Origin of the sequence: Ammoniphilus resinae, assembly GCF_017873965.1 — a bacterium.
GTDB lineage: Bacteria > Bacillota > Bacilli > Aneurinibacillales > RAOX-1 > Ammoniphilus_A > Ammoniphilus_A resinae.
The window spans coordinates 239,966-262,862 of record NZ_JAGGKT010000001.1; the positions used below are offsets into that span (position 1 = coordinate 239,966).

Consider the following 22,897-nt stretch of genomic DNA (forward strand, 5'->3'; position numbering starts at 1 on the left):
GGGTCCTAGCCAGCCCCTTACCCTTGATAAAGATTTGTTTCATGATCTAGACCTTGGCCATCAGTCCCAAACCATTCATCACGAAGATATTGTTCAGCTTCTTCGGGGTCGTCAAACATCATAAAATCTTTTTGAATCCATTGAACATCTGAAACATGATCCTGCTCAAGAAAATCATGAGTTGGCGTCTGATCCATCATTCAAACTTCTCCTTTCGTTGTTTTTGTGGTATTTTCATAATCCCCTGAAAGGGAATATTTCATGTTACCATTTTTCCGGCGGGAATTGATTTGAATTGCAAACAGACTTTAAGATGGCTATCATGGAAATAAGTGCGTTTTATTAAATCAGTGAAGAGAGGGGATGATAGATGATGGATATGAACATGATTCAACAATTGTTGTCTACTGTGAGTGAAGCACTGCCAACTTATTTGAAATCGCTTGAACAAGAGTTTGAAAATGAACACGGGAAAATTTCTGAAGAGCAAAGAGAGGTTTTTGACTTTGTTCAGAAGAAAGCAAAAGATTTTCTGGCTCAGATGAACCCACTTGGATAATAAATCGTGTATACATAGGAGTGAATGAAAATGGATAAGAAAGTAATTATGTACTCACAACCTACCTGACCACCTTGCCATACAGCCAAGGCTTGGCTGGAAGACCAAAAGATTGAGGTCGAAATTAGAGATATCCGGAAAAATCCGGAATATATCGATGAACTGATCGCGTTGGGTTCTAACGCTACCCCTACTTTCAAGGTTGGGGAGAAAGTTCTGATCGGATTTGATCCGGAACAAATTAAAGCGGCACTCGATTAAACAAACAAAAAGAGGCTGACCCTTTATAGCAGGGTTGGCCTCTTCTTTATCTTTATCCCAATCTTTCCACCTCATAAATTCGTAGGCGATTATAAGTCATTTTGAGCAATGGGACGGATATCCCATGTTTTTCAGCAAGCTTCATCAGTTCACCTTGAAGATGATCCGCTTCTGTCGGCAACCCTTTCTCCATATCGCGAAGCATTGAGGCTTTCATCTTTGGACCCATAGCGGTGGCAATCTCCACATTTTTCTCGGGGGAGTATACTTGAACCCCTTCCGTTTCAGCTACAGCATTAATCTCTGCTAACAAGTCACGGAACAATTCGGTTCCATAAGGGCTTTCCTGGATGCTACCCATGGACGTATACATAATTGTCGTAATTCCGCTTAATGCTGTAATAAAGACATATTTGTTCCACATTGCAGTTTTTACATCATCTGTAAGTACAGATTTAAATTGTGCCTTGCTAAATAGATCGGAAATTTTTTGAGCCTTGTCCGATTTCTGACCGTCAATTTCTCCAAAAATAATGTCATGGCGTTTGCTGGTTTGAATGATTTCACCGTTTGGACCGATGGTTGATTCAATAAAGCAAAGTCCGCCCAAGACATGCGGGAACCGCTCTTGTAATTGTGCCAGGTGATAATAACCGTTAAGAAGAGGTAAAACCGTCGTGTTTTCCCCGACATAAGGAGCTATATCTTCAATGGCCTGCTTTAAATGATAGGCTTTTGTAGACATGATAATTAAATCAAAAGGTTCTACCTGCTCACCCGAGACAATGGATTTAATCTTCAAGGTCATATCGCCATGAACACTTTGAACCTGCAGATCATCTGTCTTTCTTCGAACAAGAAAGGTGACATCCGCACCAGAGTCATGAAGCCTTCCTCCGAAATAACCCCCAACTGCCCCTTTTCCAACCACTAAAACCCTCATTGGACACCTCCGTCATTTTCTGTAACAATATGATACTTTAATAATAACAGAAAAAGGAATAGTTTAACTATATAAAATAGTTGAACCACTCCTTTGCTTTGCCTAGAATATCTTTTTTTGTTCCCTGTCTGCTTTTAGAATTTCTACCGCTTCACGGAACCGCTGGGAATGAACGATTTCCCTTTCGCGAAGAAAGGAGAGGCTATCGATCAGATCCACATCATCTGTCATGTTAATGAGCCATTGATAAGTTGCGCGGGCTTTTTCCTCGGCAGCAATGTCCTCATAAAGGTCGGCAATCGGATCACCCTTGGCCTGGATATAAGTAGCTGTCCAAGGGCTTCCAGCTGCGTTATGGTAGAATAATGCTTTATCATGATTGGCATAATGGCCTCCAAGGCCTGCTTCTTTCATTTGTTCTGCAGTCGCATCTTTGGTAAGCTTATAGACCATTGTAGCGATCATCTCTAAATGAGCAAATTCCTCTGTTCCAATATCATTGAGGATCCCAATGACTTTATCAGGAACAGTGTATCGTTGATTCATGTATCTGAGGGCTGCCGCCAGCTCTCCATCCGCTCCACCATATTGTTCAATAAGGAATTTCGCCATATTTGGATCACATTTGTTCACGCGAACGGGATATTGAAGCTTTTTCTCATAGATCCACAAGTGAAAACCCCTCCTAATTGATAGTTAGACCTGCCAGGGCCACGGAGCGTCATCCCAACTCCAGGGATAGGTTGAGAAGCTGTTTCCAAAGTTGGTGAGTGGACCAAACATCGACTGGAACTTGTTTTTCAGGGCCATGGATTTTTGGGCAAATTCATTGTATTGATTGATGGCTTTATGGTCATGGGGATGTGTATTCAAATAAAGATTTAACTCCACCAGAACGAAGTCAACCTGCTGAATCTCTCCAAGCATTTCATAATATTGCTTTTTCTGCTCATCTGTCCATTTGCGCTCGCTCATACTCAATCATCTCCTCTATCACAATCTTCATAAGGATTTGTGTAGGGGGCGTACAATGCCGGCCACAAGGTGCCAAGCCTCAAGGCCTCGTGTGGTTGAAACTGTGGAAGATTGTAGGGTTGGAATCCAAGGTAAAGCTGTGGCGGCGTTTCATAGGTTTTTATAACCATTGGTTTACACGGGTCAAAGGGACTGATATAGGGGCGATACTTTTTTCGCACGGTATACATGCTCTTCCCTCCTCGATCTTGGTGCATACACATTAGACAGTTTATTTCGCGGGACAAAATGTTTAGAACCAGTAATATAGTGAACAAGACAACAAAAAAGGTGTCGATTTTGAGGGAAAATTACCGGGACAAGGAGTATTACTCAATACCGGTTTCTGGTATAATAGGGGAAGCTTAGTAGAGTGCATCACGGCGAATCAGTCGAAAGTTGCAATGATGAGGAGGAAAAGAGATGAGCGTAGTAAAAGATGAAAAGGGTTATTTTGGACAGTATGGTGGAAGTTTCGTCCCGCCGGAATTGCAGGAGGTTCTTGATTATCTTGCCGAGCAATTCGATAAGTACAAGAATGACCCGGAGTTCAATGAAGAATTAAAGTATATCTTAAAGGAATATGTAGGCCGCGAAAATCCGCTTACTTATGCTAAACAGCTTACCGAAAAACTTGGCGGCGCGAAGATCTACCTGAAACGGGAAGATCTAAATCATACGGGTTCACACAAGATTAACAACGCGATTGGCCAAATTTTACTTGCCAAGCGAATGGGAGCGAAGCGGGTCATTGCCGAAACAGGCGCCGGACAGCATGGGGTTGCCACAGCAACGGCTTGTGCCATGTTTGGCATCGATTGCGTGATCTACATGGGTGCCGAGGATATCAAACGCCAAGCACTAAATGTATTCCGCATGGAGCTCTTAGGGGCGAAGGTGGTTTCCGTTGCAAAGGGGCAAGGGCGTTTAAAGGATGCGGTGGACGAGGCCTTGAATGACCTCGTGCAGAATTACCAGAATACGTTCTATTTGTTAGGTTCCGCAGTGGGGCCACATCCTTTTCCTTCCATGGTTAAGCATTTTCAATCGATTATTAGCGAAGAATCCAAAAGGCAAATCCTTGAAAAAGAAGGCCGCTTGCCTGATGCAGTCATTGCTTGTACAGGTGGTGGAAGCAATGCTATTGGGTCCTTTGCGCATTACATTAATGAACCAGAGGTTCGCTTGATTGGCGTTGAACCAGATCAGGCTCCAACCTTAACCGAAGGCGTTCCAGCTATGATCCACGGTTTCAAATGCTTGGTACTGCTAGATGAGGAAGGGAACCCGAAGCCTACCTATTCGATTGCCGCAGGCCTTGATTATCCCGGGATCGGACCAGAGCATAGTTATCTAAAGGAAATAGGAAGAGCGGAGTACGTTACTGTAACCAATGAGGAAGTATTAGAAGCCTTCCAGGTCCTATCTCGTGTAGAAGGGATCATCCCAGCATTAGAAAGCGCCCATGCCGTAGCCCATACATTAAAACTAGCGCCAACCATGGAAAAGGATCAAATCATCATCGTCAACATCTCTGGCCGTGGAGACAAGGATGTCGAGCAAGTGTTTGGAATGTTGAAGAAATAGTTTAGAAGAGGAGAGAGTATCATAATGGCACATTACGCAGCAGTTTTATACATGATCGATCCAGTTAAAAATCAGGAATTACGTCCACAACACGTGGATTACCTAAACAATCTAAAGGAACAAGGAAAAATCTTTGCCAAAGGTCCATTTGGTGAAGGAAAGGGCGGATTGGTCGTCTACATCGCAAATTCTTACGAGGAAGCGAAGGAATTGGCAGAAAATGATCCATATGTAATCAATAAGGTCCGCCGCTTGGAACTTTTTGAGTGGAACATTACTTAAAATAAAGTAACGTCTGGCTGGGAAGCCAGGCGTTTTTTATTTTGAAGTATAAGTTGGAATAGGGGGGGGGATTAGCCCAAACCACGCCGATCAGTTCGCAAATACAATCGGTCTCGGGAGACCTTATTTGGACAAAATCCCCCTTTTCAAGGGATGTGGAGGACTCAGGAGACCTTATTTGCTTTAAATCTTTGAATATATGATGCCTAAGAGGGGAATAGCGTCTTTTGGGTCCGGATACGCTTCGGATTTGGGCATTAGGTAAGAATTAACGTCTCTACGGTCCACTTTAAAAAGAACCCTTCACTCTAATCATTCATCCTCCTCTAACAAAAACGGGGCAAAAGCACATATCACAACATCGGAAAACATGTCTTTTCGAGAAATCAGATTTCGCGTTAAGACGCCAATGGTTCCTTCTTTACTGCGAATGTTTTGTCCTCCAGCCCATTTGTCAATGATATCTCCGAGTTCCCTGCCAGTACGGAGTTGTGTTGAAATCTCTTCAGGCAGTTGAAGGCGGTGTCCGCCACCTATTCCCACTTTTCCCGTGCGGCTCACTACCGCTCCCCAGTTGCAAAGAAAAACCCCATAGGGTGTCTCTGTCACGCCTCCTTCCAAACCAATACCGTAGTCACAGCCTGGTCCAGCTGTATGCAAGGCGTTTTTAGCACGGTTGATGGCCCCTTCAATCGTTTCATCATCTGAAAAGGGTTGTGCAGAAACCTCGGAGGAAACTTCAATTTCTTCCATTTCAAAGGTATAACCCATCTGGGTAAAGGCGGAACGGACTGCCTCAATTTTCACTGTGTTTTTTGAACCTAAAGCAATATGTATCATAATAAATTCCCTCTTTTCTATTGAAGCATCGTCAGAAAATATCTATCATTAAGAAAGCATCTATTGAAGATTTTCCGAAAATGTAGTTGAGTCAATCATTAGTAGGACATTTCAAGCCCGCGGAAGGTTTACTTCTATTTTAACACTATAAACTAAAACCTTCTAAAGGGTAAGAAAAACTCATAATCCGTAGGGGGACATAGAGATGAACATCGTACAAGAATTAAAACGTATAATACCTGAAGAGCAAGTGACAGTCAATGAAACGGTATTGGCCCAACATAGCCATGATGAGTCACACCATGATCCACATCTTCCCGATGTCGTTGTTTATCCTAGCGATACAAAACAGGTAAGTGATATTTTGAAGTTTGCCAACCAACATCAGATTCCAGTCACACCTTTTGGTGTGGGATCGGGGCTGGAGGGGCATGTGATCCCTTATCAGGGAGGGATCTCCATGGATTTCCAACTGATGAATCAGATATTGGAAATCCGTCCTTTTGATTTTCTGGTAAAGGTGCAACCAGGTGTGACACGCTCACAACTTAATAAAGAATTGAAAAAACACGGTTTGTTTTTCACTGTTGACCCGGGGGCAGATGCCACATTGGGTGGCATGGCTGCAACGAACGCAAGCGGGACTACCGCCGTTCTCTATGGGGTGATGCGTGATCAAGTGCGAGACTTGGAAGTGGTTTTGGCAGATGGGACGATTATTCATACCGGGGGTCTTGCAGCCAAATCATCTTCAGGCTACCATATGAATGGATTGTTTGTTGGCTCCGAAGGAACTTTAGGGGTTTTTACAGAGCTTACTTTGAAAGTTTACGGCATCCCGGAAGTCATTATGGCAGCAAGGGCAGCTTTTCCCTCGGTGAAACAAGCTGTAGATGCAGCGGTGGCCATTCTTTCTGCTGGTATTCCGGTTGCGCGGATTGAATTAATCGACGCGCGCTCGATTGGGCAGGTTAACCACCATAGTGGAACAAGCTATCCAGAAGCTCCTACCCTTTTTCTTGAGTTCCATGGGAATGAATCTGGTTTGCAGCAGGATGTGGAATTTGCCCAGGCACTGGCAAAGGAAGAGGAATGTCTAGGTTTTAAATTTGAAACCGATTCTTTGCAACGGGCCCAGCTATGGGAAGCTAGGCATAACCTTGCCTATGCCTTCATCCACGGTAATCCTGGGAAAAAACTCATGCTGACAGATGTATGTGTCCCTTTGTCAGAGTTGACTGGGGCAATTGAAAACGCCAGAGAGGCGATCACGGCGTCTGGACTGGACGGTGCCGTTTTGGGACATATTGGCGACGGAAATTACCATACCTTAGTTATTATGGATCCCGCCAATTCTAGTGATCTTCAGCGCGCGGAGGATGTGAATCACGCGATTGTAGAATATGCCCTCTCACGGGGTGGAACCTGTACGGGTGAACATGGTGTAGGGGTTGGAAAGATGAAGTATCAGCGACAGGAACACGGCCAGGCTTTGGACGTGATGAATAATCTAAAGAAAATGTTCGATCCAAATAATATTTTGAATCCGGGGAAGGTCATCCCGAGAGATTAATTGAGACTGAAGAGGAGAGGTTTTATTTTTGAACGCCATTATGGATTCCCTCATGATCGGACTAAGTCAGGCAGGTAATAATGGGATGATATGGATATTCATTTGCCTTATCATGCTGCTAAAAAAAACGTGGCGCAAGGCCGGGGTGTATCTTTTGATCACCATTGCACTCGGGGCGATTGCCCAGGATGTCTTAAAGGACTTCATTCAGCGTCCGCGCCCTGTCTTGGATCCAGCGGAGCTGCTGATCCCGATTCCGACATCGTATTCCTTTCCGTCCGGACATACCTTGATCTCGTTCGCTGCGGCTGCTACGATTTCTGCCTTCTTCTTGCGGGCAGGGGTTATTTTCTTCGTATTTGCCCTATTGATTGGGGGTTCCCGGGTTTATCTGGGAGTACATTATGTTTCTGATGTGATTGGAGGTGCCCTTTTTGGAATGACTATCTCCTACATCGTTTTACATCTTCCCAAATGGGTGAAGCAGCAAAAGAGGAATCCTAATCGGGAAATGTAGTACAGAGACTACTTTGCATCAGGTTAACCACAGAAATAGGAGAAAAGAAATGACGTTAACAGGATTTCAAACAGAACAATTTCAACATGATTTACTCTATTGGTTTGAACGAAATTTGCGGGATTTACCGTGGAGAAAAGACCGAGACCCTTATAAAATCTGGGTATCCGAAATCATGCTCCAACAAACCCGTGTCGACACGGTAATTCCGTATTTTGAACGGTTCATGCAAAGATTTCCAAGCATTGATCGGTTAGCTGAGGCTGATCTTGATGACGTCATCAAACAATGGGAGGGCTTAGGATATTACTCCCGTGCACGAAATCTGCATGCCGGGGTAAAGGAAGTGCAGGAAAATTATGCTGGAAAGGTGCCTGACGAACCAGATAAGATTCTTGAAATCAAAGGAATAGGCCCCTATACGGCAGGGGCTATTTTAAGCATTGCCTATGATAAACCTGAGCCCGCAGTGGATGGCAATGTGATGCGGGTTCTTTCAAGAATTCTGCATATTGAAGATGATATTCAAAAAGCAAAAACGAGAAAACGCTTTGAAGCGGCCATTCGTGAAATCATTTCGGTTGAAAACCCCTCTTTTTTTAATCAGGCATTAATGGAACTGGGGGCACTGATTTGTTCGCCGAAATCTCCGAAATGTGAGTATTGCCCAGTTGTGGGCCATTGTCGGGCAAAAAAGCTTGGTATACAAGAGCTGCTGCCGGTAAAAGGGAAAGCTAAACCGCCGAAACCGTTAGAAATGAAGGTTGCCCTACTTGATCGGGCGGGTAAAATACTTATTCGCAAACGGCCGGAGCAGGGCTTGTTGGCGGGCCTTTGGGAGTTGCCAAATGTTGAAGGGACAGTAGATCAATTGTTAGATCATCTTCATGCGGCCCATCACATTTCTGGTCAAATAAGAGGAAAAAGAATGGAATACCAGCACACATTTTCTCACCTGCAATGGAAGATGGAAGTATATGAAATCGAAGTAGATGAATTGGACAGCTCCGTTGGGGAGGTTTGGGTTGCGCGCAGTGAGTTGGATCAGTATTCATTCCCTGTAGCCTTTCAAAAGATACTTGCAGAAACAAATCCGACATGTAAATAGCCCTGGCAGGAACTTCATGGCTCTTTATGGAATATGAACCATAAGTTTTCGGGGAGTAAATGGGGAGGTCCCAAAGGAAAGGAGGATTCAAATGCACACAGGGAATACGACGACGGATTCCATCCTCACGCTTGTATCAGATGGTGTCATCATGATGGATGAAAAGGGAATTGTTCTTTCTGTCAATCCGGCGGCAGTCAGTATGTTTGGCTTTTCATCCACTGAATTGATCGGACATAGTATTAAGTTTCTTATTCCGGATTTATTCCCGAGTCACCAGGATGGAGGGTCTAAGGTGATCGGGTTGGGTCGAAAGGTTACAGGGAGGCGCAAGGATGGCTTCGAGCTGTCCCTTATGATTACCATTACGGAATCACATCCATTGAATGAAAATGAAAAGTGTTTTATTGGAATTATCCGAGATGTGACCGAACGAAAAAAGAGGCAAATGACATGGCCAGAGAAATTGCTAGAATTACAAGCTATTCTTGATTCTTTCCCTGATTTGGTTTGGGTGAAAGATTTACAATTGAGATATACGTATGCCAACATACAATACGCCGCAGCAATGAACCGGAATATAGAGGACATTCTGGGGGCAACAGATTTTGATTTGTTTCCTGAGGAAATGGCAATGGCGATCCGCAAGCATGATGCAAAGGTTATGAAAACCATAGATATGCAGTATTTTGAAGAAAAAACGATTGATTCAAACGGTGAGACAAGTTATCGAAAGGTTAGTAAATACCCAATTAGAAATGAATATGGAAATATTATCGGGATTCTAGGGGTTTGCAGCGATGTGACAGAAATCAAGCGAACGGAGGATTTATGTATTCGGCTCGGTCGAATCCTTGATGATACATTAAACGAAATCTATATTTTTGAAGCTGCTGCCATGCGTTTCTCCCACGCGAATCAAAGCGCCTGTCGGAATATAGGGTATACCTTAGAGGAACTCTCTCAATTGACTTTACTAGATCTCATGCCGGGAATGACTGTGGAGGCTATAGAACAACTGATGACTCCCTTACTAGAAGGGGAAGAGCAAATGATCTTTTTTGAAAGCTCTATCCTGCGAAAGGACGGTTCGGTTTATCCTGCAGATGTAAGGGTGCAAATTTCTGATTCGGAGGTCCCGCCTTTGTTCATGGTGATCGTCCAGGATAGTACGGCGAGAAAGGAAGCAGAAGATGCCTTGCGAAAGGCGGAGCGGTATCTTTTGTATTCTCATACAGCAGAATGAGAAAAGGGGTCGACAAGTAGTCGACCCCTTTTCGTTCATTGTATTAGCGAGTAGCTGCCAAACGCTTGTTTACAGCATCCCAGTTGATTACGTTGAAGAAAGCTCCGATGTAGTCAGGACGCTTGTTTTGATACTTCAAGTAGTAAGCGTGCTCCCAGACATCCAAACCTAGGATTGGTGTTTTGCCTTCCATCAATGGGCTGTCTTGGTTTGGTGTGCTCATTACAGCAAGATTGCCATTGTCAACTACTAGCCAAGCCCAACCAGAACCAAAACGGGTTGCAGCAGCTTTAGCGAAGTCTTCTTTGAATTTGTCATAGCTTCCGAAAGCGCTGTTGATGGCGTCAGCTACTTCACCAGTTGGCTGTCCGCCGCCATTAGGGCTCATTACTTCCCAGAATAAAGAGTGGTTAGCATGTCCACCGCCATTGTTTCTTACAGCAGTGCGGATATTTTCTGGAATAGCATCCATATTGGAAACAAGATCTTCAATGCTCTTGCTGGAAAGATCATCATGACCTTCCAAAGCGGCGTTTAGGTTGTTAACATAAGTCGCATGGTGGCGATCATGGTGAATGTTCATTGTTTGTTCGTCGATATGAGGTTCAAGTGCATTTGGAGCATAAGGTAATGCTGGCAATTCGTATTTTGGCATGGTAACTCCTCCTCAAAAATATGTAGTTTCTTCCATACTTATTATAATCAAGACGTCTAACTAAATCAACATTCATGTATAATAAATGTATAAACTTATTATATCTTATTAATCATTTAATTAAAAACCCCCTCTAAATAGAACCTTCATATAGGATGACTTAAGTAAATCCAAAAAATTCATGCTGAGCAATTATAAAGGGAGTATGGTATAATTTGTGGCGATTAGGAACAAGTACTACTATTGCTGTTTAGTTGTAAACTTTATAGAAAGATAAAAGGTAAAGGAGTTTATTATGTCGTTTAAAGGAAAAGTTGCATTAGTTACAGGTGGTTCCCGCGGAATAGGCAGGGAGATTGCACATAGATTGGCAGACCAAGGCTGCAACTTGGTGATTAATTACTTGCGAAATCGCACGGCGGCAGCAAATACGGCTGCTGAATTAGAGGCAAAGGGTGTCAAGGTACATTTAGTAAAGGCGAATGTTGGTGATCGCGATAAAATAAAAGCGTTGTTTGAGGAAATCGATCAGGAGTTTGGAAGGCTTGACTATTTAGTGAATAACGCAGCATCTGGAGTGCTCCGTCCGGTATTGGAATTAGAAGAATCGCATTGGAATTGGACGATGGATATTAATTCGAAAGCGTTGCTTTTTTGTGCCCAGGAAGCCACCAAATTGATGGAGAAAAATGGCGGAGGAGCGATCGTCAGCCTGTCAAGTATCGGATCGATTCGGGTGATCCCAAATTATACAACAGTCGGGGTCTCAAAGGCAGCGTTAGAAGCTCTGACAAGATATCTAGCTGTTGAATTGGCATCCAAAAACATTATTGTTAATGCCGTTTCGGGTGGTGCAGTTGATACAGAAGCATTAAAACATTTTCCGAACAGAGAGGAAATTTTGACCGACGCTAGAAACAGAACTCCTGCAGGAAGAATGGTAGAGGCTTCGGATTTAACGGATGCAGTCATGTTTCTCCTTTCTGATCAAGCCAAGATGATCCGCGGACAAACTTTAATTGTCGACGGAGGCGTTTCTTTATTAAGTTAAATATAACAGGGAACACAGAAGGTTTTTCTAACCCTCAAGGTGTTCCTTTTTTTCTTGTCTATACATAGGCAAGGAAGGTGTGATAGATTATAAGTGTGTTTTGATTCTAATAATTTTAAGTTTTCTAAAGGGATAGTATAAGGTTAAAAGAGGTGGAAAAGATTGTCTTATAAAGAATTGTTTATTGGGTTTACACGATCGGGACTGCTTGGATATGGTGGGGGGCCATCTGCCATTCCGTTAATCCGTTATGAAGCTGTAGAAAGGTTTAAATGGATGACCGATGATGAGTTTGCCGAGGTTTTAGCTTTAGGGAATGCGCTTCCGGGGCCGATTGCCACGAAGATGGCCGCTTATATCGGGTATAAGGTAAAGGGGAAGATGGGGGCTCTAATTGCGATATTGGCCCAAGTAGTTCCGACGGTAGTGGCATTAATTGCCCTGCTCAGTACTCTTTATGCCATGGGTGAATCGAGGATTATTAAAGGCATGATCGCAGCAGTTGGTCCGGTAATTGGAATGATGCTTGCGGTGATGGGGTATCAATTTTTGAAGAAAGGTTGGATCGGCCTCGGTATGACTACAAATATCGTGATGCTGGTTATTTCCTTTCTCGCCCTTGAACTGTTGGATATCCATCCAGCGATTATGATCGTGGTGTTTATTGCTTATGCATTCATAAAAACTTATTTTTCAACAAACAAACCGGACACGAAGCGGAGTGTTTCTTAATGATTTACCTACAAGTATTTTGGGTGTTTTTTATTACCAATATCTTAGGATATGGCGGTGGCCCCTCAACGATCCCCTTGTTTCAGGCCGAGGTAGTGGAACATTATAAGTGGCTGACCTTAAAGGAATTTGGAGATGTTTTAGCAATTGCTAATGCCTTGCCAGGTCCAATTGCCACGAAGATGTCAAGTTATATCGGATACCAGGTTGCTGGACCTCTTGGCAGTATCCTAGCCTTGATCGCAACTGTTTTGCCTACTGCAGTAGCCATGGTTTTCCTCTTCAAATTTGTTACATTATTTAAAAGTTCTCCCTATGTTAAAGAACTGACCAAATCCGTTCAACCTGTCGTTGCCGTTTTACTTCTTGTTCTTGCCTACCAATTTCTTGTTGCTGCATGGGAGTCTAGCGGGTGGATCCACACGGCTATTCTTGCCCTTGGTAGTTTTTGGGCTATGGAACGGATCAAAGTCCACCCCGCCCTTGTAATTGGCGGTTCTTTAGTCTATGGGGCTGTATTTTTAAGCTAGTTTTCGTTCATTAATCAAGAATTTTAAGGTTGCATGGAATAAAATAAGTGTATAATGAAAAGTATCTTAAAACTGAAATTGCTCTATCCGTTTTGCAAAAGCAGACATTCATTTTTTAATAGTGTACAATAGAAAGAGATCAAAGGGAGGGCGCAACCGTGAGAATTAGGTCGTTTCGCTTAGGAGATTATGCAGCCATCACGATGATTTGGAGAGAAACTGGATTAGAACAAACAGAAACGGAATCACTAGACGCCCTCGCCAAGCAGTTGGCTTGGGACAGCGAATTAGTGCTTATTGCCGAGATGGAAGAAAAGGTAGTGGGAGTTATTGTCGGTACATTGGATGGTACCCGCGGCTACTTTTATCGTTTGGCAGTGGATCCTGGCTATCAGGGACATGGCGTTGGTAAAGCGCTTGTACAAGCATTGGAACAACGATTTAAGAAAAAAGGGGCAACACGTGTTTTTATAATGGTAAATCAGGATAATACGACCGTTCTTCCCTTTTACCAAAGATTAGGATATCAAGTGGAACAGTTTATTACCTTATCGAAGATCCTTTCATCATGATTTGATTTACCACGCGAAAGGAGAGAACAATGGCTTCCCCAGGAACTTATATTAGAGTAGAAAGTTATAAACATGATAAATCATTTCACAGATCATGGGATAAGACCATGGTTCTTCACGTTAGCGATTCGGTGGTCATAGGTGCAAACGATAATGTCAAAGTAACAGAATCCGATGGCAGAGAATGGCGGACTAGGGAGCCAGCAATATGTACTTTTGGCCGTGGCCAGTGGTTTAATACGATTGCCATGATTCGTGAGGATGGGATCTACTACTATTGTAATATTGGATCTCCATTTACCATGAAGCATGAGGTGTTATCTTATATTGATTATGATTTGGATGTGAAGGTCTATCCAGATATGTCTTTTGTTCTTCTGGATAAGGAAGAATTTAATCTTCACGGACAATTAATGAATTATCCGCCCGATGTTGTTCAACAAGTGAACCGCGCGGCGGAGGAAGTAGTGGCCTGGGTCCATGAGAAACGCGGTGCCTTTCACCCAGGGTTTGTGGAACGGTGGTATGAACGGTTTTTGACACTGCAGAACAGGTCGTAGAAACTCCTCCTTTGTGCTAAAGGAGGTTTTTTGATTTTCCAAGCATACACATCAGAGAGGGGGGAATCAAGTGGACAGTATCAAAAGATACTTTATCTTTGTCAGACCTTATTGGAAGATGATTATTTCTACTATTTTCATTGGAATAATTAAATTTGGCATACCCTTAATTTTACCGTTAATCATGAAGTATGTTATTGATGATCTGCTTTTGACGGATCGGCCAAAGGCGGAAAAAATAGAGGAGCTGGCATGGATTATGCTGGTTACCTTTTTCGTATTTACTATTGTTCGTTATCCGATTGAATATTTTCGCCAATATTATGCCCAACTTTCGTCCAATCAAATTCTCTTTGATGTCAGAGATCGTCTGTTTGCCCATTTGCAAAAGCTCTCCTTGAGATATTATCAAAACACAAAAGCTGGCGAAATTATCTCCCGCGTGATCAATGATGTGGAACAGACAAAAAACTTTGTGGTAACGGGCTTAATGAATGTTTGGCTGGATCTAGTGACTTTGCTCATTGCAATTGCGATTATGCTATCTATGGATGTGGGATTGACGCTTGTTGCCATCTCCGTCTTCCCGCTTTATGGATTTTCCGTCAAGTATTTTTACCAACGTTTGCGAAAGTTAACGAAAGTCAGATCCCAAGCCTTAGCAGAGGTGCAGGGACATTTGCATGAGCGAATCCAGGGGATGCCGGTTATTCAAGGATTTGCCTTAGAGGAGCATGAACAAAAGCAATTTGAAAAAATGAATCGAAATTTCCTCCAGAAAGCGATTGATCACACCGTTTGGAATGCAAAGACCTTTGCCGTAACGAATACTGTGACGGATTTAGCGCCTCTGTTGGTTATAAGCTATGCAGGATATCAGGTAATTCAGGGCGAGTTGAAGATCGGAGCATTTGTTGCTTTTTACGCCTATCTTGAGAGGCTCTATAGCCCACTCCGCAGGCTTGTAAACTCATCAACCACTTTGACCCAATCTATTGCTTCGATGGATCGGATGTTTGATTTGCTGGACGAAAAGTATGATGTACAGGATAAACCAGAAGCTTTGGAATTGGGCCAAGTGAGAGGTCGGGTGGTATATGACAATGTCTCATTTCGTTACGAGGAATCCGGAGATCTGGTCCTGCGCAATGTTAACCTCGTGGTTGAAGAAGGGGAAACGGTTGCCTTGGTCGGCATGAGTGGAGGCGGAAAATCTTCGATGATCAGTCTGTTGCCTCGGTTTTATGATGTGACAGAGGGACGGATTTGCATGGATGGCGTGGATATTCGGGATGTTACTCTACACAGCTTGAGGGATCAAATCGGTTTGGTCTTGCAGGATAATATTCTGTTTAGTGATTCGGTCATGATGAATATCCTCATGGGGAATCCAGATGCCAGTATGGAAGAGATTATGGCAGCAGCGAAGGCGGCCAATGCCCATGATTTTATCATGGAGTTGCCAAATGGCTACGACACGGAAATTGGCGAGCGTGGGGTAAAATTATCCGGAGGACAAAAACAGCGAATTGCGATTGCTCGGGTATTCTTGAAAAACCCGCGAATTTTAATTTTGGATGAGGCGACATCCGCACTCGATCTTGAATCAGAACAGCTCATTCAGCAATCCATTGAACGATTAGCAAAGGATCGCACCACCTTTATCGTGGCCCATCGATTATCAACCATTACCCATGCGGATCGAATCATCCTTATTTCGGATGGGAGAATCCAGGAGATGGGGACCCACCAGGAACTAATGGCGGCCGAAGGGGCTTATTATAAGCTGTATACGGTGCAAGATTTGTAGGGGGGAGGCGGACAGGAGATCCGCCTTACCCTCTACCCCATCTGCGCAAAACTATTCTCTGCTGCTTCAATCGTTTCCAGTATGTCCTGCTCAGTATGTGCCGTTGTAATAAACCACGCTTCATACTTAGATGGAGCCAGATTTATTCCCTGCTCCAGCATGAGGTGGAAGAAGCGGGCAAATTTTTCTCCATCCGATCTTCCGGCGGTATCGTAATCCACAACAGGCTCATCCGTGAAATGAGTGCTTAAGGCGCCCTTAATCCGGTTTACCTGCAAGGAAACCCCATGCTTCGCTGCTGCTGACAACAACCCTTCTTGCAGCATTGCACCCAACCGATCTAGTTGCTCGTAAACATCAGGCTGTTTTAACACTTCAAGACACGCAATCCCGGAAGAGATAGAGGCAGGATTTCCGGCCATCGTGCCTGCTTGGTATGCTGGTCCAAGCGGAGCCACCTGTTCCATAATCTCTTGTCGTCCACCATAAGCTCCAATCGGTAAACCGCCGCCGATGATTTTCCCCATTGCCGTAATATCCGGTTCAATTCCCAACAGATTTTGCGCTCCTCCATACATAAAACGGAAGGCAGTAATCACTTCGTCAAAGATGAGCAAAGCCTGATGTTGATGCGTGATTTCCTTGACCGCTTCAAGGAATCCTTCTGCGGGTGCGACCATTCCAAAGTTTCCGACGATCGGTTCAACCAATACAGCCGCTACCTCATTTCCCCATTTTTCCATCGCCTCGCGGAACGTGCTAATATTATTAAATGGAACCGTAATGACTTCACTTGCTATCGTTTGTGGGATGCCAGCGCTGTCAGGGATCCCGAGCGTGGACGGTCCTGAGCCAGCAGCCACAAGCACCAAGTCAGAGTGTCCGTGGTAGCAACCTGCAAATTTGATGATTTTTGTTCTTCCGGTGTAGGCACGTGCTACACGAATAGTGGTCATCACTGCCTCTGTGCCGGAATTGACAAAACGAACCCGTTCCAACGAGGGAATAGCTTCTCGAAGCATATTGGCAAAAGTAATTTCAAGTTTGGTAGGGGTTCCATATAGTACCCCATTTTCAGCGGCCTTCACGATTGCATCTGTAATATGCGGGTGTGCATGACCGGTAATAATTGGTCCATAAGCGGCTAGGTAGTCAATATATTTATTCCCGTCTACATCCCAAAAATAAGCGCCTTTGGCCCGTTCCATAAAGACAGGTGAACCTCCGCCAACCGCCTTAAACGAGCGGGATGGACTGTTCACCCCGCCAACAATAGAATCCAAGGCTTGTTCATATAATTGATCAGAAGTGTTGCGATTCATCATATCCCTCCCCAAAAATGATATACTACTGTATCATAAAGAATTGTGAGCAGTTTTTCTAGTTTTTTGCAAAAGACTAAAAGGAATGATGATATGTATAGTATCGAAGTGAAGGATTTAACCAAGGAATTCAAATCCTATCGCAGCCGGGAAGGACTCAGTGGGGCGATTAGGGATTTGTTTACAAGGGAATTTAATATAGTCAGGGCAGTCGACGGAATCTCTTTCAACGTGAAGAAGGGGGAGATGGTTGGCTATATTGGAGAAAATGGGGCTGGAAAATCGACAACCATCAAAATGCTTACCGGGATTCTGAAGCCCACATCCGGATCCATTCAGGTGAATGGGAGGGATCCTCATAAACAGAGAGAGGCTTTTGTAAGGACGATTGGCGTGGTATTTGGTCAGCGCAGCCAACTCTGGTGGGATATCGCCGTTCAGGAATCGTTCCGGCTATTAAAAAAGGTGTATAAGGTCTCTGATGAACAATACCAGACACATATGCATGAGGTCATCGAGATTTTAGAAATTGAGGATCTCTTAAATCGTCCGGTAAGAAAATTAAGCTTGGGGCAAAGAATGCGTTGTGAGCTGGCAGCAGCCCTTATTCATAATCCGCCGCTGCTTTTCTTGGATGAACCGACGATTGGCCTTGATGTCCTTGTTAAATTAAAGATCCGTGAATTTCTCAAGGAGCTAAATGCACGTTACGGTACAACAGTACTACTAACAACCCATGACTTAACTGATATTGAGGCGCTTTGCCAACGGGTTGTGATGCTCGATGAGGGGAAAATTATTTATGACGGTGAACTGCAAGAGTTAAGAGAAAATTGGGGCGGTGGAAAAAGCGCTGCTATCGAATTCACACACCGCATTCAGCTCGAGCAGTTGACCGCCTTGACTGGGCACTTACCGATTCGCTGGGAGCAGGAGAATCCGCTAAAATTTAGGGCCATTCTTGAATCCAATGAGATGACCGTATCAGAATTATTGGCATGTGTTGCCCCCCACATCGAAGTCAAAGATTTTCGGATTGAGGAAGTCAGCACGGAAGAAATCGTGCAAAAGATTTATCAAAAGGGGTTTACTACTTATGCCTAGCATGTATTTGGAAATGATTCGGATCCGCTTCCTAATGATGCTGGCTTATCGCGTGAACTATTATTCCGGAATCATCATCTACAGTATCAATATTGGGGCGTATTATTTTCTTTGGGATGCGATTTATTCCGGGCAGGGGTCAATGGGTGGCCTTACACCCTCTCAGATGACAACCTATGTGGCGATTTCCTGGATGGCAAGAGCCTTTTATTTTAACAACATCGATCGGGAAATGGCATTGGAGATCAAAGATGGGAAAGTCGCTATTGAGATGATCAGGCCCTACAATTACTTAGCGGTAAAGATGATGCAGGCTCTCGGTGAAGGGATTTTCCGTCTGCTCTTTTTTTCTGTGCCGGGCATGTTGATCGTCGCCCTCTTTTTCCCGCTCACCTTTCCAAGCAGTCCAGAAACATGGGGTTGGTATTCAGTGAGCCTTGCTTTGAGCTTTTTAATTAATACAGAGATTAACCTGATCACAGGTGTGCTCACATTCTTTCTACTCAATAATGAGGGGCTTATGCGGGCCAAAAGGGTGGTTGTTGACCTATTCTCTGGTCTCATTTTACCGATTAGCTTTTATCCGGGGTGGGCGCAGTCTATTCTTCACTTTTTGCCCTTCCAGGCCATCAGCTATTTACCCGGGATGATTTTTGCAGGGGCGATGGGGAATGAACAAATTGGAGGTGCGATTCTAATTCAGTTGATCTGGGTTGTTGTGCTTCTGCTGCCGCTTTATTTGATGTGGATCAAGGCGAAGAACGCCCTAGTGGTGCAAGGGGGATAAGATGTTTTACGGTGAATTGTTTTTTGATTATTTGAAGCAATACCTGAAAACCAAATTAGCCTATCGGCTCGATCTGCTAAATGAGCTTATATCTGATTTTATTTCGCAAATTGTCAATCTGGTCTTTATCCTGGTTGTCTTTCAACATACGAATTTTATCAAAGGGTGGAGCCAACAGGAGATCATATTTATTTACGGATTTTTCCTAATCCCCTTTGCTGTTTTTTCAACCTTTTTCAACTTTTGGGAATTCCAGGAGAAATATATTATTAAAGGGGAAATGGATCGGATCCTAACCCGACCGGCACATCATTTGTTCCAAGTGGTGCTGGAGACGATGGATCCAGAATCCCTTGCAGGAGTATTCACTGGATTGATTATTATGGGCTATGCGGGATACCAATTAGACCTGGAAATTGCTTGGTATGATCCCTTTGTCTTTGTTTTATTAGTTCTTTCTGGGGTATTCCTCTATGGTGGAGTTTATATAGCGATAGCTTCCTTAGGATTTTTTATAGACGCAAAAACAGGGATTTCGCCGATGATTTATAACATCCAGAGCTATGGAAGATATCCTGTAGACATTTACAATAAAGTGATTCGTTTTGTTTTAACCTGGATTTTGCCCTTTGCCTTTGTCGGGGTATATCCTTCAGCCTATTTTCTCGGTCGAGAGGATTTATTTGTTTATGTATGGATTACTCCGGTGATGGGAATTGTCTTTTTTGTAATTGGGGTATGGCTGTGGAATCTTGGTGTGAAAAACTATCGTGGTGCAGGTTCTTAATGATTTTGCCAAGATTCTGGAGGAATTCGCAAATCCTTTGCATAAATTAAATAGGAAGACGTGAGTACAAGCCAAATCACTGATAGAAAAGGATGGGACCGATGAAAATTTATACAAAATCCGGGGATAAAGGGGAAACGAGTCTGGTCTATGGAAAGAGAGTTTCGAAACAATCTGCCCAGGTCGAGGCGTACGGTACCTGTGATGAAGCAAATTCCTTGATTGGGATGGCCCTTGCTTATTTGCCTGCAGAGGAAAAGTGGAAGGACCTGCGAGAGGTCTTTCATGTCGTACAAACAAAGCTTTTTCATGTTGGAGCAGAATTGTCCACCCCCCCAGGGAAAAAGGTCGGCTGGCCGATTACGGAGGATGATGTGCTACTTCTTGAGCAAAAGATTGATCAGTGGGATGCCGCCTTGCCGCCCCTAACCAATTTTATTCTGCCAGGGGGGAGCCCCGCAGGTTCAACCTTCCATGTGGCTAGAACGGTTGTCCGCAGAGCGGAAAGAAGAGCGGTCAGTTTACAGCTTGAACAGGAAGTGAATCCAACCGTGATTAAGTATCTCAACCGACTATCTGACTTTCTTTTTGTCGTTGCGAGATATGTGAATCACAAAATCGGCGTGGTAGAGCCCACACTGCACGCAGAAGAAGATTTGAAATAAAATATTTGCTTGGTTGACAATTCTATCGATTGCCAAGTAGACTTTAATATAGGAGAAAAGAAGGATGTTCTACGAAAGGGGAGTGCACTGTGATGTCAATGGAACGAGTAGATCTGGCCATAGAAAAACTTCGCAACAACGGTGTTCGTTTAACGCCACAGCGCTATGCGATCCTTTCATATCTTATGGGAACAACAAGCCACCCAACAGCCGATGAGATCTATCGGGAATTAGAAGATAACTTTCCAAATATGAGCGTAGCTACGATTTATAATAATCTAAAATTGTTCAAGGAAGCCGGATTGGTTCGGGAACTTACCTTTGGCGACGCTTCCAGCCGATTCGATGGAAATACTACGGATCATTATCATTGTATCTGTGTTTCCTGCCAAAGGATTGTAGATTTTCCCTACCCGCCAATTACGGGGCTAGAACAGGAGGCACAGAAAACTACCGGTTTTTTGATCGATTCCCATCGGCTCGACTTTTTTGGAACCTGTGAAACGTGCCAACAAGAGAAAAATTAAAGATATAATACAACAAAGACCCAGTGCTAAAACTTTCGGGGTCAGACCTCTGACCCCGTTCGTCAACGGTATTTAGCCTGGGTTCTTTTATTGGGAGAGGGGATTAGATGGAGCTACAGACCAATCATCGGACGCGCAGGCGGGTGAGGAGAGGGAGATCCTTATTCCGGCCTGCTTTTTTTACTTTTATTTTGCTTGCTGTTATATCTTTGAGTGTCATCTGGTATATCTTTGGAATGCCCAATCGGGAGCAGGTGGAGGCTTTTCCAGACATCTCCTATCCACTGACAGATCGAGGGAAAGTATTTCCTAACCAAACCGCATGGGTTGAACAGGGGAAAGTCTATTTATCCTTTGATTTTGTGAAGGAGAACGTCGATGAGAGCTTGGCGTGGGATGAGAAAAGCAAGACCGTAATTATTACAACCAAAGATAAGACGTTAACATTTGTGGAGGATCAGCTGGAGGCCTTTGTAAATGCCAAGCCATTTTCTGTGCAAGTACCAGTAAAAGAGGAAGACGGGATTCGTTATCTTCCCATTGAACCTTTAGAAAATATCTATCCCATTCGTGCGAAGTACGATGATGGTTCCGGGGTTGTGAAGATTGAACGTTCCGGGGATGCCGTCCAGTTAGGGAATGTCATTGGGGATGGGGAGTTTTTCTTGCGGACTGGTCCCACGTTGAAAGCGCCTTATATAGATATGCTGCAGGCGGGAGAAACAATTGAAATCTATGCTGAAAAAAATGGATGGTACTATGCGCAAAAAGAAAACGGTTTAATTGGGTTCCTTGACAAAAATCAGGTACAGCTTGGGGAGATTAAACAGATCATTCATAATGTGGAGGGAAAGGAACGTGTTCCATGGAGTCCGCTTGGCGGAAAAATCAATTTAACCTGGGAGCATGTTGTTAGTAAAAATCCGGAAACGGCGAAGATCCAAACGATGCCTGGACTAAACGTCATCTCTCCAACTTGGTTTGAACTGAGTAATGAAGCGGGGGATCTTGCTTCTCGGGCCGATTTGTCCTATGTCAAATGGGCACATCAAAAGGGGTATCAGGTATGGGCGCTGTTTAGCAATGGTTTTAACCCGGATTGGACAACGGCTGCGCTAGCCAATTTGCAAACACGCCAAAAAATGATTGCCCAGCTTCTTCAATATGCAGAGATGTACCATTTGGACGGGATCAATATAGATTTTGAAAATGTTTATCTAAAGGACAAGCAGAATCTGGTGCAATTCGTTCGTGAGCTAACCCCTTACCTGCATGAAAAGAATCTGGTTGTTTCCATGGATATAACAATCAAATCAACGAGCGAACAATGGTCGCTATTTTATGATCGGGCCAGATTGGCAGAGGTGGTCGATTATATGATCGTTATGACCTATGACGAACATTGGGCTTCAAGCCCCAAAGCAGGCTCTGTGGCTTCTATGCCTTGGGTAGAGCAAGGCATGAAGGGGGTCTTGGAGGAAGTTCCAGCATCCAAGCTGTTATTAGGTGTACCCTATTACACGAGACTTTGGATGGAAGAGAAAGATGCAAACGATCAGGTGAAGGTCACTTCCAAAGCACTAAGCATGATGCAGGCAGAGAATTGGATCAAGGAAAGAGGGCTGCAGCCGAAATATGATGAGGCATCAGGACAAATGTATGTGGAGTTTAAAGATGAGAAAGTGCCTGCGGTGACTTATAAAATGTGGTTGGAAGAAAAAGGATCCATGCAAAAACGGGTAGAGTTGGTGAAAAAGTATGATCTGGCTGGGATGGCTTCTTGGAGAAGGGGATTTGAACAGCCAGTTATTTGGGACGCGATCGTGGACACGATGGAGAAGAGGCCGTGAAATGGGTGGGCTAGA

The 22,897-nt window shown here is 43.9% G+C and carries 27 protein-coding genes and 1 pseudogene; 20 read left to right on the plus strand and 8 right to left on the minus strand.

The window, feature by feature from the left end:
* Positions 1–17: 17 nt before the first annotated feature.
* Positions 18–200: a hypothetical protein gene (locus J2Z37_RS01095; RefSeq protein WP_209808077.1), complete on the minus strand. Its 183-nt coding sequence runs from the start codon at positions 198–200 to the stop codon at positions 18–20.
* Between the two features lie 173 nt (positions 201–373).
* Between J2Z37_RS01095 and J2Z37_RS01100 the strand changes: the two genes are divergently transcribed.
* Positions 374–559, plus strand: a complete 186-nt coding sequence (locus J2Z37_RS01100) for a hypothetical protein (protein ID WP_209808079.1) — start codon at positions 374–376, stop codon at positions 557–559.
* An 81-nt stretch (positions 560–640) separates the two neighbouring features.
* Positions 641–820, plus strand: a pseudogene (locus J2Z37_RS01105) (glutaredoxin family protein); the annotation flags it as partial.
* A 52-nt stretch (positions 821–872) separates the two neighbouring features.
* Here J2Z37_RS01105 and J2Z37_RS01110 read toward each other — a convergent pair.
* The 4 genes from J2Z37_RS01110 to J2Z37_RS01125 all read right to left on the minus strand — a co-directional run bounded on the left by J2Z37_RS01110 (position 873) and on the right by J2Z37_RS01125 (position 2,968).
* Positions 873–1,763 carry a ketopantoate reductase family protein gene (locus J2Z37_RS01110; protein ID WP_209808083.1) on the minus strand — a complete coding sequence of 297 codons (891 nt, stop codon included), beginning with the start codon at positions 1,761–1,763 and terminating at the stop codon, positions 873–875.
* A 102-nt stretch (positions 1,764–1,865) separates the two neighbouring features.
* Entirely contained in the window at positions 1,866–2,435 is a 570-nt protein-coding gene (locus J2Z37_RS01115) for a manganese catalase family protein (RefSeq protein WP_209808085.1), read from the minus strand.
* A 24-nt stretch (positions 2,436–2,459) separates the two neighbouring features.
* Positions 2,460–2,738 carry a spore coat protein CotJB gene (locus J2Z37_RS01120; RefSeq protein WP_209808087.1) on the minus strand — a complete coding sequence of 93 codons (279 nt, stop codon included), beginning with the start codon at positions 2,736–2,738 and terminating at the stop codon, positions 2,460–2,462.
* A 2-nt stretch (positions 2,739–2,740) separates the two neighbouring features.
* Complete coding sequence (locus J2Z37_RS01125; RefSeq protein WP_209808089.1) at positions 2,741–2,968, minus strand: spore coat associated protein CotJA; 228 nt, start codon at positions 2,966–2,968, stop codon at positions 2,741–2,743.
* A gap of 232 nt (positions 2,969–3,200) precedes the next feature.
* Between J2Z37_RS01125 and trpB the strand changes: the two genes are divergently transcribed.
* Positions 3,201–4,364, plus strand: a complete 1,164-nt coding sequence (trpB, locus tag J2Z37_RS01130) for a tryptophan synthase subunit beta (protein ID WP_209808091.1) — start codon at positions 3,201–3,203, stop codon at positions 4,362–4,364.
* A gap of 24 nt (positions 4,365–4,388) precedes the next feature.
* Complete coding sequence (locus J2Z37_RS01135) at positions 4,389–4,646, plus strand: YciI family protein (RefSeq protein WP_209808093.1); 258 nt, start codon at positions 4,389–4,391, stop codon at positions 4,644–4,646.
* Positions 4,647–4,958: 312 nt separating this feature from the next.
* Here J2Z37_RS01135 and yjjX read toward each other — a convergent pair whose 3' ends face one another.
* Positions 4,959–5,486: an inosine/xanthosine triphosphatase gene (gene yjjX, locus J2Z37_RS01140; RefSeq protein WP_209808095.1), complete on the minus strand. Its 528-nt coding sequence runs from the start codon at positions 5,484–5,486 to the stop codon at positions 4,959–4,961.
* A gap of 205 nt (positions 5,487–5,691) precedes the next feature.
* Between yjjX and J2Z37_RS01145 the strand changes: the two genes are divergently transcribed.
* The 4 genes from J2Z37_RS01145 (at position 5,692) to J2Z37_RS01160 (ending at position 9,930) form a co-directional block, all read left to right on the plus strand.
* On the plus strand, positions 5,692–7,059 hold the full coding sequence (locus J2Z37_RS01145) for an FAD-binding oxidoreductase (RefSeq protein ID WP_209808097.1): 1,368 nt from the start codon (positions 5,692–5,694) through the stop codon (positions 7,057–7,059).
* 28 nt (positions 7,060–7,087) lie between these two features.
* Positions 7,088–7,576, plus strand: a complete 489-nt coding sequence (locus J2Z37_RS01150; RefSeq protein WP_209808100.1) for a phosphatase PAP2 family protein — start codon at positions 7,088–7,090, stop codon at positions 7,574–7,576.
* A 49-nt stretch (positions 7,577–7,625) separates the two neighbouring features.
* The gene (gene mutY, locus J2Z37_RS01155) at positions 7,626–8,684 is read left to right on the plus strand and encodes an A/G-specific adenine glycosylase (RefSeq protein ID WP_209808103.1); all 1,059 of its coding nucleotides are present in this window, start codon (positions 7,626–7,628) and stop codon (positions 8,682–8,684) included.
* 91 nt (positions 8,685–8,775) lie between these two features.
* On the plus strand, positions 8,776–9,930 hold the full coding sequence (locus tag J2Z37_RS01160; protein ID WP_209808105.1) for a PAS domain S-box protein: 1,155 nt from the start codon (positions 8,776–8,778) through the stop codon (positions 9,928–9,930).
* Between the two features lie 43 nt (positions 9,931–9,973).
* Here J2Z37_RS01160 and J2Z37_RS01165 read toward each other — a convergent pair whose 3' ends face one another.
* Positions 9,974–10,585 carry a superoxide dismutase gene (locus J2Z37_RS01165; protein WP_209808107.1) on the minus strand — a complete coding sequence of 204 codons (612 nt, stop codon included), beginning with the start codon at positions 10,583–10,585 and terminating at the stop codon, positions 9,974–9,976.
* 295 nt (positions 10,586–10,880) lie between these two features.
* Between J2Z37_RS01165 and fabL the strand changes: the two genes are divergently transcribed.
* The 6 genes from fabL (at position 10,881) to J2Z37_RS01195 (ending at position 15,840) form a co-directional block, all read left to right on the plus strand.
* Positions 10,881–11,636 carry an enoyl-[acyl-carrier-protein] reductase FabL gene (gene fabL / locus J2Z37_RS01170; RefSeq protein ID WP_209808110.1) on the plus strand — a complete coding sequence of 252 codons (756 nt, stop codon included), beginning with the start codon at positions 10,881–10,883 and terminating at the stop codon, positions 11,634–11,636.
* 162 nt (positions 11,637–11,798) lie between these two features.
* Complete coding sequence (locus J2Z37_RS01175) at positions 11,799–12,368, plus strand: chromate transporter (RefSeq protein ID WP_209808112.1); 570 nt, start codon at positions 11,799–11,801, stop codon at positions 12,366–12,368.
* Positions 12,368–12,898: a chromate transporter gene (locus tag J2Z37_RS01180; protein WP_209808114.1), complete on the plus strand. Its 531-nt coding sequence runs from the start codon at positions 12,368–12,370 to the stop codon at positions 12,896–12,898. Before J2Z37_RS01175 ends, J2Z37_RS01180 begins: the two co-directional genes overlap by 1 nt.
* Before the next feature lie 158 nt (positions 12,899–13,056).
* Positions 13,057–13,470, plus strand: a complete 414-nt coding sequence (locus tag J2Z37_RS01185; protein WP_209808116.1) for a GNAT family N-acetyltransferase — start codon at positions 13,057–13,059, stop codon at positions 13,468–13,470.
* A gap of 29 nt (positions 13,471–13,499) precedes the next feature.
* Positions 13,500–14,030: a DUF402 domain-containing protein gene (locus J2Z37_RS01190; RefSeq protein WP_209808118.1), complete on the plus strand. Its 531-nt coding sequence runs from the start codon at positions 13,500–13,502 to the stop codon at positions 14,028–14,030.
* 70 nt (positions 14,031–14,100) lie between these two features.
* Positions 14,101–15,840: an ABC transporter ATP-binding protein gene (locus J2Z37_RS01195; protein WP_342453759.1), complete on the plus strand. Its 1,740-nt coding sequence runs from the start codon at positions 14,101–14,103 to the stop codon at positions 15,838–15,840.
* Positions 15,841–15,872: 32 nt separating this feature from the next.
* Here J2Z37_RS01195 and J2Z37_RS01200 read toward each other — a convergent pair whose 3' ends face one another.
* The gene (locus tag J2Z37_RS01200; protein WP_280922137.1) at positions 15,873–17,162 is read right to left on the minus strand and encodes a glutamate-1-semialdehyde 2,1-aminomutase; all 1,290 of its coding nucleotides are present in this window, start codon (positions 17,160–17,162) and stop codon (positions 15,873–15,875) included.
* 93 nt (positions 17,163–17,255) lie between these two features.
* Here J2Z37_RS01200 and J2Z37_RS01205 point away from each other — a divergent pair, with 93 nt between their 5' ends.
* The 6 genes from J2Z37_RS01205 to J2Z37_RS01230 all read left to right on the plus strand — a co-directional run bounded on the left by J2Z37_RS01205 (position 17,256) and on the right by J2Z37_RS01230 (position 22,882).
* A complete protein-coding gene (locus J2Z37_RS01205) occupies positions 17,256–18,266 on the plus strand; it encodes an ABC transporter ATP-binding protein (RefSeq protein WP_209808122.1) in 1,011 nt (336 codons plus the stop codon).
* On the plus strand, positions 18,259–19,053 hold the full coding sequence (locus tag J2Z37_RS01210) for an ABC transporter permease (protein WP_209808124.1): 795 nt from the start codon (positions 18,259–18,261) through the stop codon (positions 19,051–19,053). Before J2Z37_RS01205 ends, J2Z37_RS01210 begins: the two co-directional genes overlap by 8 nt.
* Before the next feature lies 1 nt (position 19,054).
* Positions 19,055–19,840, plus strand: coding sequence for an ABC transporter permease (locus J2Z37_RS01215; RefSeq protein ID WP_209808125.1), 786 nt, complete (start codon positions 19,055–19,057; stop codon positions 19,838–19,840).
* A 101-nt stretch (positions 19,841–19,941) separates the two neighbouring features.
* A complete protein-coding gene (locus tag J2Z37_RS01220) occupies positions 19,942–20,505 on the plus strand; it encodes a cob(I)yrinic acid a,c-diamide adenosyltransferase (protein WP_209808126.1) in 564 nt (187 codons plus the stop codon).
* A 92-nt stretch (positions 20,506–20,597) separates the two neighbouring features.
* A complete protein-coding gene (locus tag J2Z37_RS01225) occupies positions 20,598–21,032 on the plus strand; it encodes a Fur family transcriptional regulator (protein ID WP_209808127.1) in 435 nt (144 codons plus the stop codon).
* Positions 21,033–21,139: 107 nt separating this feature from the next.
* Complete coding sequence (locus tag J2Z37_RS01230; RefSeq protein ID WP_209808128.1) at positions 21,140–22,882, plus strand: glycosyl hydrolase family 18 protein; 1,743 nt, start codon at positions 21,140–21,142, stop codon at positions 22,880–22,882.
* Positions 22,883–22,897: the final 15 nt, after the last annotated feature.